We start from the raw sequence: 15,651 nt of genomic DNA, 5'->3' as shown, positions 1-15,651 counted from the left end.
GAGCGCGCTTGCTGGCTAAGTGTGGTGTCAGTCGAAGAGGTTTTCGAGACGGACCGCCATCGCGGGCAAGCGTGCTCTGACGGCAACTGTGTTGCACTGAAGAACCCAGCGTTGACCGCGGGCCTCTGTGGAAGCGAATACATTCCCAAGAGGGCATTACATGCCGACACATCTGTATCGGAACACGTGCGCATCGCGAATGAATTTGCTCCCGCCGGGGCATATGACACCCGTTGGTATCAATTCCCTCCAATCGCGAAATTAGGCAGGCTTTGCACCGGCTGGGCGAATTCGTAAGGAATCGACTCCAGCGCCAGCCCGACATTGCGCTGCACCACGAAGTGCAGGTGCGGCCCGGTACTGTTGCCGGTGTTGCCCGAACGCCCCAGCGGCGTACCCACGGCGACCCGCTCGCCCTCCTTGACGCTGACCGAGCCTTGCTGAAGATGCAGATAGACGCCCATCGTGCCGTCGTCATGCAGGATTCGCACGAAATTGCCCGATGGATTAGCGCCCCGGCCTGTCTGACTGTTTTCGGCCTTGATCACCGTACCGCTGCGCGCAGCGATTATCGGTGTGCCCTCAGGCATGGCAATGTCGATGGCGTATCGGCTCTTGGCACCCACATGACTGTACGCGCCATTCGGGCCCTGACTGATGCGGAACGGGCCACCTACCCACGGCAGCGGATACCGGTACGCGAAGCCATTGCCGGAAATGTCGCGTTGCGGGTCGCCAACGATGGAGCGCAGGCTTGGTTTGTAGGCCATGGCTTTACCAGCCGTAAGCGGGCTGAGTGCGATCAAGCGTTCATTGCTGCGCGCAGCAAGGGTACGGCGGATGACCTGATCGGTAACGCCCACTACGTTCTTCACGCCTGAAAGCCTCAGCTCGATCTCCACAGGCGCATACAGGTCGTTGCGCACATAAAGGCTGTCGGTGCCTTTGGACTTTTTCACGTTCAGCCTAACCTGGCTGTCGATACGCTCGACCATGCGCTCGCGGAGCTTCATTACCTGCGCACCGGGAACGGCCTGGTCGGTAAACGAAACCACTCCGTTAGCGTCGGTGAATCTGTAAATGGTCACGGCGGCGGCCGATTGAGCAGCCAGGAGCAACGCACACACGACCAGCAAGCGCTCTAACATCTGGACGGGCCTGACGTAGGGATGATGGGGGCAAGCCTAACAGCGAATCCGGGCGAAATGGGCTTATCCGTATCAATCGGCAATAGACAGGGCGTCAAGGAAACCGCGTCAGATCAGGCATGAAAGGGTTTTGCAATCCTATGCTGGGAGGGGAGCATGTCGCGCCCACACCTCATGGCGCGAGCTGATGCGTGCAATGCGACACAGCCAACAGAGTCGAAGGTATTGGCGTCTCGCGAATGAGTTCGTTCCCACAGCGGACCGCTATTGCCTCAGGTACGCCGCTTACCTGCAAGCGCTGGCCGGCTGGCTAACCTGGAGGCATCAGCCAGCGTCTCTGGTACTGACACTTACGCACTCGCCAGCACGCGACAGTGAACAGCGCTCAGGCGACCTAGGCGCCTGGCACGAAATGCTTCAGAGCCGTCCCTCGGGCAATCAGGCGCGACAGGTAATCGAGCTTCTGGGTGTCTTGGTCGACGAAGCGGAAAGTCAGTTGCAGCCAGTCGCTGTCCGGCTTTTGCTCGAAAGCGGCGATGGCATGCAGGTAGCCGTTCAGTCGGGCGACCTCAGCGTTCTCGCCCTGCTCCAGATCGAGCACGGCGCTGTCCAGAATCTGCGGTAGGCTCTCGGTGCGACGCACCAGCAGCGAGGCTTCCTTGAGCGTCAGCGCCTTGATCACACATTGCTGGGTGCCATTGGGCAGGCGCAATTGCCCCTGGCCGCGGCCTGTCGGCTCCTTCGAAGCTGCAGGCTGAGCAGCAGGCTTGGTCGCAGGTTGTGCAGACGACGTAACGTTCGCCGTCGCGGCAACGACTTCAGGTCGGTTCCCGGTCAATGCACCCAGGGAATCGTTGCCAAATGCCGAGTTCACCCGGGCCGGAGCGGTGGACATCAGTGCCTCCAGCTTGCCGACCTTGTGCAGGGCCTTTTTGACTTTGGTCAGCAATTGCTCATTGGTGAATGGCTTGCCGATGAAGTCGGAAACGCCGGCCTGGATCGCCTGAATGACGTTTTCCTTGTCGCCCCGACTGGTCACCATGATGAACGGCATACCCTTCAGGCTTTCTTGCTGACGACACCATGTCAGCAATTCGAGCCCGGACATTTCGGGCATTTCCCAATCGCACAACACCAGGTCAAAGACCTCTTTGCTCAGCAGAATCTGGGCTTTACGACCATTGACTGCGTCTTCCAGCGCTACGCCGGGAAAGGCGTTACGCAGCCCTTTCTTGACCAGATCGCGGATAAACGGCGCATCATCCACCACCAATACACTGACTTTACTCATCGACGCTCCTGATGGCGTGTTCACCGCAAATGGCGAGCATATCGCTGGCTGGTGGCCAACTGCCAAATTGTTTGACGACACCGGGACATTTATTCGCGGGTGACAGAAAAATAGGCGACCGGAAAACGGTTCAATCCTCAAAAAAAAGCCCGGCGGTCGCCAGGCATTTTTTCTCAGGCAATCTTACTTATCGTCAGGTGCGTCCGGAACATTAGGAATTTCGGCAGACAGGCCTTTGACTTCCTGCTGCATACGCTTGAGCCCCATGTGACGGACGTCGGTGCCGCGCACCAGATAAATCACCAGCTCCGAGATATTACGCGCATGGTCGCCGATGCGCTCCAGCGAACGCAGGACCCAGATCACATTAAGCACGCGCGAGATCGAACGCGGGTCTTCCATCATATAGGTGACCAGCTCACGCAGCGCGGTCTTGTACTCGCGGTCGATGTTCTTGTCGTATTGCGCAACCGAGAGCGCCAGATCGGCGTCGAAACGGGCAAAAGAGTCGAGCGCGTCCCGGACCATTTTGCTGACCTGGTCACTGATGTGACGCACTTCCACATACCCGCGTGGCGATTCGCCTTCTTCACACAGCTGGATGGCGCGACGGGCGATCTTGGTGGACTCGTCTCCGATACGCTCAAGGTCGATCACCGACTTGGAGATGCTGATGATCAGACGCAGGTCCGAAGCCGCAGGTTGACGACGGGCCAGGATGCGCAGGCATTCCTCGTCGATGTTGCGCTCCATCTGGTTGATGCGGTCGTCGACTTCGCGAACCCGCTGGGCCAGGCCCGAATCGGCCTCGATCAGCGCAGTGACCGCATCGTTGACTTGCTTCTCTACCAACCCACCCATTTCCAGCAGGTGGCTGCGAACTTCTTCCAGTTCAGCGTTGAACTGCTGGGAGATGTGATGTGTATGGCTGTCTTTGATCATGCTCAGTGTCCATCCGATTGATTACGCGAGGGTTCAGGGCTGACGAAACACGCCTTAGCCGTAACGACCGGTTATGTAGTCTTCAGTCTGTTTTTTGGTCGGATTGGTGAACAACGTGTCGGTGTCACCGAACTCGACCACCTTGCCCATGTACAGAAAGGCGGTGTAATCCGACACGCGCGCCGCCTGCTGCATGTTGTGGGTAACAATCACAATGGTGTATCTGGATTTCAGTTCGTAGATCAGCTCTTCAACTTTTAACGTCGAAATCGGATCGAGCGCCGAACAGGGTTCATCGAGCAGGAGCACCTCCGGCTCGACGGCGATGGTGCGGGCAATGACCAGACGTTGCTGCTGACCACCTGAAAGACCGAGAGCTGATTCATGCAGGCGGTCCTTGACCTCATCCCACAGCGCCGCGCCACGCAACGCCCACTCCACCGCCTCGTCGAGCGCACGCTTTTTGTTGATGCCCTGAATCCGCAATCCATAGACCACGTTTTCATAGACGGTCTTGGGAAACGGATTGGGCTTCTGGAACACCATGCCCACACGCCGACGCAGTTCGGCGACGTCTTCGCCCTTGGTGTAGATGTCGTGGCCGTAGAGCTTGACCTCGCCCTGCACGCGGCAGTCGTCCACCAGATCGTTCATGCGGTTGAAGGTGCGCAGCAAGGTCGATTTGCCACAGCCCGACGGGCCGATGAACGACGTCACCCGCTGCTTCGGGATGTTCATGCGAATGTCGTACAACACCTGTTTCTCGCCGTAAAACAGATTCAGGCCCGGCACTTGCAGCGCTACTTCTTCACTGGCCAGGTCCAGCCCCTGGCGCTTGCGGCCCAATGCCGACATTTTGATGCCGTGGGTATGGGGATCTTGCATATCTGGTCTCACTTCGTTCGTCGCTGCGAGCTTCACACTGCAAGCGGCAAGTCTGGTATGGAAACAGCGCGGTGTTTAGCTTGCCGCTTGTAGCTTCAGGCTCGAAGCTGGCTACCCATCAAACGCCTTGTACTTCTCGCGCAGACGGTTGCGGATGAACACTGCCGACAGGTTCAGCAGTGCGATCACCAGCACCAGCAACAGTGCCGTGGCGTAAACCAGTGGCCGCGCGGCCTCGACGTTGGGGCTCTGAAAGCCGACGTCATAGATGTGGAAACCCAGGTGCATGATCTTCTGGTCCAGATGCAGATACGGGTAATTGCCATCCAGCGGCAGCGACGGCGCCATCTTCACCACACCGACCAGCATCAGCGGCGCAACCTCTCCGGCAGCGCGGGCCACGGCCAGAATCAGCCCGGTCATCATCGCCGGGCTGGCCATGGGCAGTACGATCTTCCACAGCGTCTCGGCCTTGGTGGCGCCCAAGGCCAGCGATCCTTCACGCAGGCTCAACGGAATCCGCGCAAGCCCCTCTTCGGTCGCGACAATCACCACTGGCACTGCGAGCAGCGCCAGGGTCAGCGAGGCCCAAAGCAAACCCGGCGTACCAAAAGTAGGCGCGGGCAGTGCCTCGGCAAAGAACAACCGGTCCAGTGAGCCACCCAGCACATATACGAAGAACCCTAGACCAAACACGCCATAGACAATGGCCGGAATGCCCGCCAGGTTGTTCACGGCAATACGGATCAGCCGCGTCACCGGACCCTGACGCGCATACTCGCGCAGGTAGACCGCTGCCAGCACGCCGAATGGCGTCACGATCACAGCCATGATCAGCGTCATCATCACCGTGCCGAAAATAGCCGGGAAGATCCCGCCTTCGGTATTAGCCTCACGCGGGTCATCGCTAAGGAATTCCCAGAGCTTCTGAAAATAGAAACCCAGCTTGCTCGCAACACTCATTGCATTGGGCTGATAGGCGTGAACCACGCTACCCAGACTGATTTCGATTTCTTTGCCGGTGGCGTCACGGGCAACCAGGCTGTCGCGATTGAAGTCGGCGTATAGCGCCCCCACACGCGCCTCGATGTCCTTGTAGCGCGCATCGTATTCAGCGCGCTCGATGGCCATGTCTGCCTGTGCCTCGGCGCTCAGGCGACCCTTGAGTTCCAGCTTGCGAGCTTGCAATCGCAGACGTTCGATGCCGTGGTTGATCGCCCCGATGTCGGTCTTTTCCAAGCCACCCAGCTCTTTGGCAATCTGCTGCACCCGCGCAATGCGTTCGCGCAATTGCGGCCAAGCGGCCTCGCCTTCTGCGATGATTCTGCCGTCTTGCTTGATGTTGACCAGATAGCCATAGAAGTTGCCCCACTCGCGTCGCTCGACGGTCATCAGTTCGGCAGGCCGGCTCTGTTCGGTCAGCCATTGACCGATGACCCAAGTGAAGTCGCTGGGGTTGAGGTCGCGGTTACCCACCTTCAATAGCTCGCGGGTCATGGATTCGGGCCCTTGAGCAGGAACCGGTAATCCGGCGCCCCTGAGGCGCGCACGCGGCACCTCTTCGGACTGCACCCGCTCGCCCACCAGCACCTGCCGCGGCTGGCCGGGGACGTCGTAGTGGGCGGAAATTACGTCCGCTGGCCAGAAATGCCCCAAACCGCGCACGGCCAGTACTGCCAGCAGGCCGATGGTCATGATCACGGCAATGGAAACCGCACCCGCGCTTATCCAGACACCAGGGGCGCCACTGTTGAACCAATGCTTGAGGGAGGCTTTTTTCATCGGTTTCTGCCTGCCCTAGAGAGAGGAATACTTCTTGCGCAGGCGCTGACGGATCAGCTCTGCCAAGGTATTCATGACGAACGTAAACATCAGCAGCACCAGCGCCGCGAGGAACAACACCCGGTAATGACTGCCGCCCACTTCCGACTCCGGCATTTCCACCGCGACGTTAGCTGCCAGCGTACGCATGCCTTCGAACAGGTTCATGTCCATGATCGGCGTATTGCCGGTGGCCATCAGCACGATCATGGTTTCGCCGACCGCACGGCCCATGCCGATCATCAACGCCGAGAAGATGCCGGGGCTGGCGGTCAGGATCACGACGCGGGTCAGGGTTTGCCAAGGCGTCGCGCCGAGGGCCAGCGAGCCCAGGGTCAAGCCGCGTGGCACGCTGAATACAGCATCTTCGGCAATCGAATAAATGTTGGGAATGACTGCAAAGCCCATTGCCAATCCCACCACCAGAGCGTTGCGCTGATCGTAGGCAATGCCCAGATCATTGGTGATCCAGGAGCGCATGTCGCCGCCGAAGAACCAGTTCTCCATGTGCGGACTCATGCCCAGTGAACCCCAGCCCACCAGCAGAATGACCGGGATCAGAATCGCGCTTTCCCAGCCATCGGGCACCCGCAAGCGAATCGAGTCAGGCAAACGAGCCCACACAAAGCCCACCAGCAAAATGGCAATCGGGGTGAGGATCAGCAGACTGAAAATCCCCGGCAAGTGCCCCTCCAGATAAGGCGCCAGGAACAATCCGGCAAAAAAACCGAGGATCACCGTCGGCATCGCTTCCATCAGCTCGATCACCGGCTTGACCTTGCGCCGCATGCCGGGGGCCATGAAATACGCGGTATAGATCGCAGCGGCAACGGCCAACGGCGCAGCCAGCAACATGGCATAGAACGCAGCTTTTAGCGTGCCGTAGGTCAGCGGCGCCAGACTCAGCTTGGGCTCGAAATCACTGTTGGCGGCCGTGGATTGCCAGATGTATTTGGGCGCGTCGTAGTTCTCGTACCAGACCTTGTCCCACAACACGCTCCACGAGACTTCCGGGTGTGGATTGTTCAGCGTCAGCGGCAGCAGCCTGCCGTTGTCTTCGACGAGGATGCGGTCTGCACGGGGCGACAGGCCCATCACAGCCGGGCCGCTGGCAACCGGGTCAACCAGCAGCGTGCGATGCGCAGTGCTGTGGAAAACGCCCAGCTTGCCGGAGGTGTCCATTGCGATGAAACCCTTGCGGCGTTGCTCGGCAATGATCTGTGAAATCGGCGCGCCACTCATTCTGAAGTCACGAATGTGCTGCAACCGCATTTCGCCGTCGACGTCACGGGCCATGAACCACTGGGCGATGTTGCCTCTTGAACTGCCAATCATCAACGAGATCCCGCCGACCAGCTGCGCGCTTGCAGTGGTTTGGGCGTCGGCATCTTCGAGCAATTTGTAGCGCCCGTTGAGCGTGCGGTCCTGAAGGTTGAACACGTCAGCCTGGGCGCGCCCATTGATCACGTAAAGCCACTGCTGACGGGGATCGACGTAAATGGCTTTAACCTTCGCTGACAGCTGCGGCAGCGCGATGCGGCTTTGCTCGTGGGTGGTCTGGCCGGTCATCAGGTCGTCTGTCTGGCTCAAAGACAGCACATGCAACTGCGTGCCGGTCGCGCCCGCCAGAATCAGCGTGGTATCGCTGGCGTTCAGACTCACACGCTCCAGCGCCCGCCCTTCTTCATCCAGCACCAGCGGCGTCTGACCATAGGGCCAACTGACGGTCGGGGTAATAGTCTTTTGGTTTTGCGGATAGCTGACGGGATAGACGTGCTTGAACACCAGCACCCTACCATTGGACAGACCCACCGCAACCAGCGGTTTGCCCGGCTGATCCTGAGCGACGGAGGTCACGTGAGCGCCCGCTGGCACAGGCAGCGTCATCCGGGACAGCTCGCGGCCATCGACGATGCTCAAGAACAGCACTTCACCCTTGTCGGACACACGCATGGCAATCTGATTCTGTTCTTCGATGGCCAGCACCATCGGCTTGCCAGCGTCCTGCAGCCAGACCGGCGTTTGTACGTTCTGCGGGATGAGTTTCGCACCTTGAAACAAGGGCGCGACGACATAGGCCAGATAAAAGAAGATCAAGGTGATCGCAGCGAGAACGGCGAGCCCGCCCACTAGCACGTACCAGCGCGTCAGGCGGTCTTTGAGCGCACGGATACGACGCTTGCGTTGCAGCTCCGGGGTATTGAAGTCAATACGCCCGGGCGGGGACTTTTCGCTCATCGATGAATTGGCCAAATCATTCATGCGCACACCCTAGCGGCTATGTATGACAGATACATGACAGCATGGTGACGCAAAAAAGCCCATCGCCTCGGCATCGTGGCAACGGACTGTTCATGTTTTTACGAGCCTCGCTTCATGAGGCCCTTTAACCGGTGCGGGACGAGCCGGGCATCTCGCGTCAAGGTGCTCTCGACTATAAGAGCGGGCCGCGCCACGCGACCCGTTGTTACAGCCCCAGATCAGTCAATGTCTTGCTGACGACCTTGGCTGGTAACGGAATGTACCCGTCTTTGATGACAACTTCCTGACCTTGTTTGGACAGGACCAGTCTGACGAACTCAGCGTCCAGCGGGTTAAGCGGCGAGTTCGGTGCCTTATTAACGTAGACATACAGGAAGCGCGCCAGCGGGTATGTGCCGTTCAGGGCATTGGCTTCGTTGTCTTCGATAAACGCATCGCCCTCCTTCTTCGCCAGCGGGACGGTGCGTACGCTGGACGTTTTATAACCAATTCCCGAATAACCGATGCCGTTCAATGAGCTGCTGATGGAGCTGACGACCGAGGCCGAGCCGGGCTGTTCATTGACGTTCGCCTTGAAGTCGCCCTTGCACAGCGCAATTTCCTTGAAATAGCCGTAAGTACCGGACACTGAATTACGTCCGAACAGCTGAATGGACTTACCGGTCAGGTCACCCGTCACACCGATATCACCCCAGGTCTTGGCGTCAGCCTTGGCGCCACACAGCCGTGTTGCGGAGAAAATCGCGTCTACCTGCTGCAGCGTCAGGCCCTTGATCGGGTTGTCCTTGTGCACGAACAGCGCCAGCGCATCCACCGCCACCGGGATAGCTGTCGGCTTGTAACCGTACTTCTGCTCGAACGCCGAGATTTCACCATCCTTCATCTTGCGGCTCATCGGCCCCAGAGTCGCTGTGCCTTCGGTCAAGGCCGCAGGCGCGGTCGACGAACCTGCCGCCTGAATCTGGATATTCACGGTCGGGTACTCTTTCTTGTAGGCCTCGGCCCACAGGGTCATCAAATTGGCCAGGGTGTCGGAACCGACACTGGACAGATTGCCCGAGACGCCCGCAATTTTGACGTAAGGCTTGATGGCAGGATCAACCGCAGCAATGGCGTTAGCGGTGACAACGCCCGTTGCGATAAACGTGAGTGCAGCCATCAAACGCTTGAAGGTCATGCCTGGCTCCTGGCGAGGTAGAAGAGTGGCCGATGTCGGTGAGGGCCATGTGACCACTCTATGACCAGGATGTGACAGAGAAATGAAAGGCCGCCAGCTTTTTCAGGTGGCGGCCTTGAGGTAAGTCGATTATACGCAACAGACGATCAATGACTGACTCAGGTCGGTTGCTTCTTTAGCAGATGCACCCCGATTACCATCCCCATCACACACAGAATCGCTACGTACCACGCGGGTGCCATCGGGGTGGCCTTCAGCAACCACGTCACGGCCATTGGCGTCAGTCCACCAAAGATGGCGTATGCCAGATTGTAGGAAAACGACAGGCCGCTGAAGCGCACCGCGGGCGGGAAGGCGTTCACCATGACGAACGGCACGGCGCCGATGGTGCCGACGAACAGGCCCGTCATGGCATACAGCGGGTAGAGCAGATCGGGGTGTGCCCCGACGCAGTGGTAGAAAGTCCAGGATGTTACCAGCAGGCCGAGCGACCCCAGCAATAACACCCGACCCGCGCCAAAGCGGTCTGCCAGTGCGCCTGCGCCGATACAGCCCAGGCTCAGCAGAACGATCGCCAGGCTGTTGGCCTTCAACGCAACGGCGGCCGTGAAGCCATAGGCAGTACTCTGCAGCAGGGTCGGTGTCATCAGGATGACGACCACAACCCCCGCCGACAGCAGCCACGTTAACGCCATCGACAGCACGACTGCAGCCCGATGATCCCGCAACACGGCGGTGATCGGCAGATCCTCCGCCAGCTCCTTGCGCAGCTGCATCTCGGCGAACACTGGGGTTTCGTGCAGCCAGCGCCGCAGGTAAACCGACAGCAATCCAAACACGCCACCGAGCAGGAAAGGAATACGCCAGGCGTAATCAAAAACCTCGGCCACGGTGTAGAAGCTATTGATCCAGGTGGCAACCAGCGAACCGAGCAAAATGCCCACGGTCAGCCCGCACGTGAGGGTGCCGCAGGCGTAACCGACGTTACGTGCGGGAACGTGCTCGGAAACGAATACCCACGCACCGGGCACCTCGCCGCCAATTGCGGCGCCTTGAATGACGCGTAGCAGCAGCAATAGAAGCGGCGCCAGAAAACCAATCTGCGCATAGGTTGGCAGCAAACCCATGATCAAGGTCGGCACGGCCATCAGGAAGATACTCAAGGTGAACATCTTCTTGCGCCCCAGCAAATCGCCGAAATGCGCCATGACGATACCGCCCAGCGGACGCGCCAGATAGCCAGCCGAGAAAATACCGAAGGTCTGCATCGTACGCAGCCAGACGGGCATATCGGCGGGAAAAAACAGATTGCCGACCACCACTGCGAAGAATACGAAAATGACGAAGTCGTAGAATTCCAGGGCGCCGCCAAGGGCGGAAAGCGACAGGATTTTGTAATCGTTTCGGGTCAGCGGGCGCGACGGCTGCGCAACACTTACAGGCACAGAGGACATGACAATGGCTTCTCTTTTGAGGCTCTCTTGGGACGAATGATCAATAGCGATGCGGCCGTGGGTAACGGCTATGCACGCGATTTATCGACTCGAAGCGTTGATCGGGCATCAAAATTGCGTGCCAATATCGGCTTAGTGTGCCAAATCGGTCCGGCACGATAGCAAATTGTCTTCAGATATACATAGACGGAAAGAACGACCGTTCAAAAACGGGCTCAATAGTCGTAGCAAGACGTATCCCCCGATATACTGGCCGGCCATGCTCAACCGGTCTTACAGGGAATTTGTGCGAAACCATTTACCCAAGTCGTTTTCGCAGAGTTTCCCTTTTAAACGTTATGAAGACTTGAGAGTGATGGGTCAGAGGGACCCTTTGATGAATGAGTTAGAGCAAGAAGATCCAATCCCGCAGGGCGATCTCGCTCTGCAAATCACCGCGTTGCCGCGCGAAACCAATGGCTTTGGCGATATTTACGGCGGCTGGCTGGTCGCACAGATGGACCTGGCCGGCACTGCGATGGCAAGCAAGGTCGCGGGGGGGCGTGTGGCGACCGTCGCTATCGACCGCATGGCGTTCCTGGTCCCGGTAGCCGTGGGCGCACAGCTGTCCTTTTATACCCAGACCCTGGAAATCGGCCGCAGCTCGATCCAGATGATGGTCGAAGTATGGAGCGACGATCCGCTGTCCAGTGAATGGCGCAAGGTGACTGAAGCGGTTTTCGTGTTCGTTGCTATCGATGGCAGCGGGCGCACCCGCTCGGTTCCTGCCCGGCGTTGAAACTGGCGGTACTCAGCGCACTTGGCAGCGCGCGATAAACTCATCAAGCTTGGCACAGTCTGATTCAGTCACTGTCCTTTGAGTGAGTACCCTTATGCCAACGCCAGAAGTCAAATCCATCCAGCTTGGGGAGCTCGATTGCTGGCGTATTCGCCACGGTCAAGCCGAACTGGTGGTCGCCCAGCAGGGCGCACATGTCATCAGTTATCAAATCGACGGCGATCAGCCCTTGATCTGGTCCAATCCGGGCGCGGTGTTCAAGCGTGGCAAGGCGATTCGCGGCGGCATGCCCGTCTGCTGGCCATGGTTCGGCAACTTCCAGCGCAACCCGCAGAGCGTGCAGGACATGCGCCAGAGCAGCGAGCCTGCAAACGCTCACGGCGAAGTCCGGGCGATTGACTGGGAACTGATGGGCATGGGTGAGGATGGCGACGCGCTGATCGTCGAGTTCATTCAACCCAAAGCCGAAGGCCATCTGCCCGGCTGGCCGCATACGGTCGGTCTGAAGCTGCAGATACGCATGGACGCCGCATTGGGCGTCAGCCTGATCAGCTTCAATGCCGGGCGTGAAGACGTTACCTTCAGCCAGGCGCTGCACAGCTATTTCGCCGTCGGCGATGTGCATCAGGTCCGCATCGAAGGCTTCGACGACGTGAGCTACCTCAATACCCTGGAAAGCTGGGAAACAATCAACGTGCAGGACGGGGACATTACGTTCACCGGCGAGACAGATCGTATCTATCAGGACACGCCCGACCTTGTGTCGATCATCGACCCGGAGTGGAAGCGCCGAATCCAGATCCAGACCGCGGGCTCTAAATCGTCGGTGGTGTGGAACCCGTGGATCGAAAAGACCAGAACCTTCAGCGACATGCACGCCGATGGCTGGAAAGGCATGGTGTGCGTCGAAACGGCGAACGTCATGACGGACATCGTGACGCTCAAGCCCAATGACATGCACGTGATGGGTGTAAGTATCTGGGCTGAACCGTTGGGCGAGGATTGACCTGACGCTGACTTAACCCTGTGTCCAGGGCCTCAACAATCCCCGTTTGGGCGAGGCCGCCAAGGGACGCGTTACAAATCCGCCTCTGTCACCACCCGCACCTTCGCGGCATCCAGCGCGTAGGCCGCGTCGGCCAGATCATTGCTGACCTTCTCGACCTTTAACGTACCGATGACCCAAAGCGGCACGTAGATATCGTCGATTTTCAGGCCTTTCGGGTAGCGCACCAACACCAGTTGATTGGGCGGCGGTGGCGGAACGTGGATGCAGGCACCAGGGTAAGGGACCAGAAAGAACAGGGTGCTATGCCCCTTGGCATCGGTTTCCAGCGGTACCGGGTAGCCGCCCAGACGGATGCTCTTGCCGTTCATGGCCGCAACGGTCTTGGTCGAGTACATCACGGCGGGCAAGCCCTTGCTCTGCTTCAAACCACCCTTGCGGTCGAACGTGCCCATCGCCTCAGGGGAGTTATGGTCGATTTCGGGCATGGCTTCGAGGGCTTTCTGATCCGACTTGGGCATCAGTTCCAGCCAATCGGTTTCAGGCAAGTCGGCAGCGCGTACCAGTCCACAGACCAGCAGCAGAAAAACGGGGAAGAGACGACGCATTCAGGTGCTCGGCATGAGGAGTTGGGTGCCGGGCATTCTAGCCCTCCGCGCAACAGTAGCGCAGAGGGCCAGATTCACTTTCACTTCTTTTTGATCAAGCCGTAGATCACCAGCAGGACGATTGCACCCACCAGCGCACCGAAGAAGCCTGCACCTTCGCCTGCCTGATAGATACCCAACGCCTGGCCACCATAGGTCGCCGCCAGAGAGCCGGCGATACCCAGAATAATGGTCATGATCCAGCCCATGCTGTCGTCGCCCGGCTTAAGAAAGCGAGCCAACAAACCCACGATCAGGCCGATAAAGATGGTTCCAATGATTCCCATGCCGTGTCCCTCTGTTTTGAATGAATATGCCAACGCCTTATGAGGCATCGGCAACACGCTATGAGAGGGGTGTGGAGAATGAATGGTTCAACGCAATCAACACCGCGATAGAAGGGCTCATCCAAAACAACAGCAGGAGTGAGCTGGTCGGGACCGCCGTCGGACGATGAGGCCAGCCACGCCGACGCCTGTTGGGTGCGTGATCCTGAGCAGTCACGTGCAAGCTCTCCCCCACCGGTTTTGCATCAACCGCAGGCACGTTGGCAGACAGCAGATCGGCTCAGCGCTTGATCAGCGCCTCAACACGCTTGACCTGACGATCCAGCGTCACGCGGTCCTTGCTGCGCACGGTGGCGTGCCCCACCTTGCGGCCGAGCTTGAAGGCTTTGCCGTAGTGGTGCAGGTGGCAGTCGTCGATAGCGATGACTTGCTCCACGGCTGGTACTTCGCCGATGAAATTAAGCATGGCGCTCTCGCCCACCTTGGCGGTCGACCCCAGCGGGAGGCCGGCCACGGCCCGCAGGTGGTTTTCGAACTGGCTGCACTCGGCGCCTTCGGTGGTCCAGTGACCCGAGTTATGAACCCGTGGAGCGATTTCGTTGGCTTTGAGGCCACCCTCGACTTCGAAGAACTCGAACGCCAGCACGCCCACGTAATCCAGATGCTTGAGCACGCGACCGGCATAGTCTTCAGCCAGCCCCTGCAACGGGTGATCGGTACTGGCAATGGACAGACGCAGAATGCCGCTGTCGTGGGTGTTGTGCACCAACGGGTAGAAGCGCGTTTCGCCGTCACGAGCACGTACCGCGATCAGCGACACTTCGCCGGTGAACGACACGAAGCCCTCAAGCAGGCACGGCACACTGCCCAGTTCGGCGAAGGTGTCGACTACATCTGTTGGCGTGCGCAGGACCTTCTGCCCCTTACCGTCATAGCCCAGCGTGCGGGTTTTCAACACCGCAGGCAGGCCGATGCTGGAGACTGCGTCGTCCAGGTCAGCCTGAGACTGAATGTCAGCGAACGCAGGCGTCGGGATGCCCAGGTCCTTGAACATGCGCTTCTCGAACCAGCGGTCCCTGGCGATGCGCAAGGCTTCGGCGCTCGGATAGACCGGCACGAACTGCGAGAGAAAGGCCACGGTTTCAGCCGGCACGCTTTCGAATTCGAAGGTCACCAGATCCACTTCATCAGCCAGCTGACGCAGGTGGTCCTGATCGCCGTAATCGGCACGCAGATGCTCGCCCAACGCAGCGGCGCAGGCGTCCGGGGCCGGATCGAGGAAGGCGAAGTTCATTCCCAGCGGGGTGCCCGCCAGGGCCAACATGCGACCCAGCTGGCCGCCACCGATTACGCCGATCTTCATGAAAACCTCAGGCCTTGCGTGGGTCTGGATTGTCCAGAACGCTGTCTGTCTGCTCAGTGCGGAATTTTTTCAGCACTGCGTGGAATTGCGGGTGCTTAGCGCCCAGGATGCTGGCCGACAACAGCGCGGCGTTGATCGCGCCAGCCTTGCCTATGGCCAGGGTCGCGACCGGGATGCCTGCAGGCATCTGCACGATAGACAGCAGCGAGTCGACACCTGAGAGCATCGAGGACTGCACCGGCACGCCCAATACAGGCAGGTGGGTCTTGGCAGCGCACATGCCCGGCAGGTGAGCGGCACCGCCAGCGCCAGCGATGATCACCTCGATGCCACGCCCTTCGGCCTCTTCGGCGTACTGAAACAGCAGGTCCGGCGTGCGGTGCGCCGAAACCACTTTGACCTCGTACGGAATGCCGAGCTTTTCCAGCGTATCGGCGGTGTGGCTAAGGGTGGACCAATCGGACTTGGAGCCCATGATCACGCCAACCAGTGCGCTCATCGTCGTGCCTCTTCATCGGGCGCCCGCAGGCGCGTCTAAAAACAACAAGCCACGCGGGAAAAACCGGCGTGGCTTGTACGAATTATGACCA

General features: G+C 59.1%; 14 protein-coding genes. 2 read left to right on the top strand and 12 right to left on the bottom strand.

Translation table 11 applies throughout. The features are described from left to right. Positions 1–239 precede the first annotated feature (239 nt). The 8 genes from EC915_RS14240 to EC915_RS14205 all read right to left on the bottom strand — a co-directional run bounded on the left by EC915_RS14240 (position 240) and on the right by EC915_RS14205 (position 10,980). Positions 240–1,148, bottom strand: coding sequence for a M23 family metallopeptidase (locus EC915_RS14240; RefSeq protein ID WP_133751181.1), 909 nt, complete (start codon positions 1,146–1,148; stop codon positions 240–242). 394 nt (positions 1,149–1,542) lie between these two features. Next, on the bottom strand, positions 1,543–2,439 hold the full coding sequence (locus tag EC915_RS14235; RefSeq protein ID WP_133751180.1) for a response regulator: 897 nt from the start codon (positions 2,437–2,439) through the stop codon (positions 1,543–1,545). A 183-nt stretch (positions 2,440–2,622) separates the two neighbouring features. After that, a complete protein-coding gene (gene phoU, locus EC915_RS14230) occupies positions 2,623–3,381 on the bottom strand; it encodes a phosphate signaling complex protein PhoU (RefSeq protein WP_133751179.1) in 759 nt (252 codons plus the stop codon). A gap of 54 nt (positions 3,382–3,435) precedes the next feature. Beyond that, a complete protein-coding gene (pstB, locus tag EC915_RS14225; RefSeq protein ID WP_133751178.1) occupies positions 3,436–4,266 on the bottom strand; it encodes a phosphate ABC transporter ATP-binding protein PstB in 831 nt (276 codons plus the stop codon). Between the two features lie 111 nt (positions 4,267–4,377). Next, on the bottom strand, positions 4,378–6,048 hold the full coding sequence (pstA, locus tag EC915_RS14220; protein ID WP_133751177.1) for a phosphate ABC transporter permease PstA: 1,671 nt from the start codon (positions 6,046–6,048) through the stop codon (positions 4,378–4,380). A gap of 15 nt (positions 6,049–6,063) precedes the next feature. After that, a complete protein-coding gene (locus EC915_RS14215) occupies positions 6,064–8,349 on the bottom strand; it encodes an ABC transporter permease subunit (RefSeq protein ID WP_166650994.1) in 2,286 nt (761 codons plus the stop codon). 205 nt (positions 8,350–8,554) lie between these two features. After that, a complete protein-coding gene (locus EC915_RS14210) occupies positions 8,555–9,526 on the bottom strand; it encodes a phosphate ABC transporter substrate-binding protein PstS family protein (RefSeq protein WP_133751176.1) in 972 nt (323 codons plus the stop codon). 158 nt (positions 9,527–9,684) lie between these two features. Continuing rightward, on the bottom strand, positions 9,685–10,980 hold the full coding sequence (locus EC915_RS14205; RefSeq protein WP_133751175.1) for an MFS transporter: 1,296 nt from the start codon (positions 10,978–10,980) through the stop codon (positions 9,685–9,687). A gap of 376 nt (positions 10,981–11,356) precedes the next feature. On the opposite strand from EC915_RS14205, the gene EC915_RS14200 reads away from it, so the two are divergent. Together EC915_RS14200 and EC915_RS14195 are read left to right on the top strand one after the other, a co-directional pair. Then, positions 11,357–11,758 carry an acyl-CoA thioesterase gene (locus EC915_RS14200; RefSeq protein WP_108236231.1) on the top strand — a complete coding sequence of 134 codons (402 nt, stop codon included), beginning with the start codon at positions 11,357–11,359 and terminating at the stop codon, positions 11,756–11,758. 94 nt (positions 11,759–11,852) lie between these two features. After that, complete coding sequence (locus EC915_RS14195; RefSeq protein ID WP_133751174.1) at positions 11,853–12,764, top strand: D-hexose-6-phosphate mutarotase; 912 nt, start codon at positions 11,853–11,855, stop codon at positions 12,762–12,764. A 71-nt stretch (positions 12,765–12,835) separates the two neighbouring features. Here the strand turns inward: EC915_RS14195 and EC915_RS14190 are convergent, their stop codons facing one another. From EC915_RS14190 to purE, 4 genes are all read right to left on the bottom strand, one after another. Next, complete coding sequence (locus EC915_RS14190; protein WP_133751173.1) at positions 12,836–13,372, bottom strand: DUF3299 domain-containing protein; 537 nt, start codon at positions 13,370–13,372, stop codon at positions 12,836–12,838. 80 nt (positions 13,373–13,452) lie between these two features. After that, positions 13,453–13,698 (bottom strand): GlsB/YeaQ/YmgE family stress response membrane protein, encoded by a 246-nt coding sequence (locus EC915_RS14185; protein ID WP_133751172.1) that lies wholly within the window; start codon positions 13,696–13,698, stop codon positions 13,453–13,455. A 280-nt stretch (positions 13,699–13,978) separates the two neighbouring features. Then, the gene (locus EC915_RS14180; protein ID WP_133751171.1) at positions 13,979–15,061 is read right to left on the bottom strand and encodes a 5-(carboxyamino)imidazole ribonucleotide synthase; all 1,083 of its coding nucleotides are present in this window, start codon (positions 15,059–15,061) and stop codon (positions 13,979–13,981) included. A gap of 7 nt (positions 15,062–15,068) precedes the next feature. Next, positions 15,069–15,560 carry a 5-(carboxyamino)imidazole ribonucleotide mutase gene (gene purE, locus EC915_RS14175; protein WP_133751170.1) on the bottom strand — a complete coding sequence of 164 codons (492 nt, stop codon included), beginning with the start codon at positions 15,558–15,560 and terminating at the stop codon, positions 15,069–15,071. Positions 15,561–15,651: the final 91 nt, after the last annotated feature.

Origin of the sequence: Pseudomonas sp. LP_7_YM (assembly GCF_004364435.1) — a bacterium.
Classification (GTDB): Bacteria; Pseudomonadota; Gammaproteobacteria; order Pseudomonadales; family Pseudomonadaceae; genus Aquipseudomonas.
The sequence above is the reverse complement of the archived record's forward strand: the minus strand, read 5'-3'. Positions and strand labels throughout refer to the sequence as shown.

Bases quoted from the DNA above. Each gene is read 5' to 3' on its own strand.
- EC915_RS14240 (WP_133751181.1), bottom strand. From the start codon at position 1,148: ATGTTAGAGCGCTTGCTGGTCGTGTGTGCGTTGCTCCTGGCTGCTCAA.
- EC915_RS14235 (WP_133751180.1), bottom strand. From the start codon at position 2,439: ATGAGTAAAGTCAGTGTATTGGTGGTGGATGATGCGCCGTTTATCCGC.
- phoU (WP_133751179.1), bottom strand. From the start codon at position 3,381: ATGATCAAAGACAGCCATACACATCACATCTCCCAGCAGTTCAACGCT.
- pstB (WP_133751178.1), bottom strand. From the start codon at position 4,266: ATGCAAGATCCCCATACCCACGGCATCAAAATGTCGGCATTGGGCCGC.
- pstA (WP_133751177.1), bottom strand. From the start codon at position 6,048: ATGAAAAAAGCCTCCCTCAAGCATTGGTTCAACAGTGGCGCCCCTGGT.
- EC915_RS14215 (WP_166650994.1), bottom strand. From the start codon at position 8,349: ATGAATGATTTGGCCAATTCATCGATGAGCGAAAAGTCCCCGCCCGGG.
- EC915_RS14210 (WP_133751176.1), bottom strand. From the start codon at position 9,526: ATGACCTTCAAGCGTTTGATGGCTGCACTCACGTTTATCGCAACGGGC.
- EC915_RS14205 (WP_133751175.1), bottom strand. From the start codon at position 10,980: ATGTCCTCTGTGCCTGTAAGTGTTGCGCAGCCGTCGCGCCCGCTGACC.
- EC915_RS14200 (WP_108236231.1), top strand. From the start codon at position 11,357: ATGAATGAGTTAGAGCAAGAAGATCCAATCCCGCAGGGCGATCTCGCT.
- EC915_RS14195 (WP_133751174.1), top strand. From the start codon at position 11,853: ATGCCAACGCCAGAAGTCAAATCCATCCAGCTTGGGGAGCTCGATTGC.
- EC915_RS14190 (WP_133751173.1), bottom strand. From the start codon at position 13,372: ATGCGTCGTCTCTTCCCCGTTTTTCTGCTGCTGGTCTGTGGACTGGTA.
- EC915_RS14185 (WP_133751172.1), bottom strand. From the start codon at position 13,698: ATGGGAATCATTGGAACCATCTTTATCGGCCTGATCGTGGGTTTGTTG.
- EC915_RS14180 (WP_133751171.1), bottom strand. From the start codon at position 15,061: ATGAAGATCGGCGTAATCGGTGGCGGCCAGCTGGGTCGCATGTTGGCC.
- purE (WP_133751170.1), bottom strand. From the start codon at position 15,560: ATGAGCGCACTGGTTGGCGTGATCATGGGCTCCAAGTCCGATTGGTCC.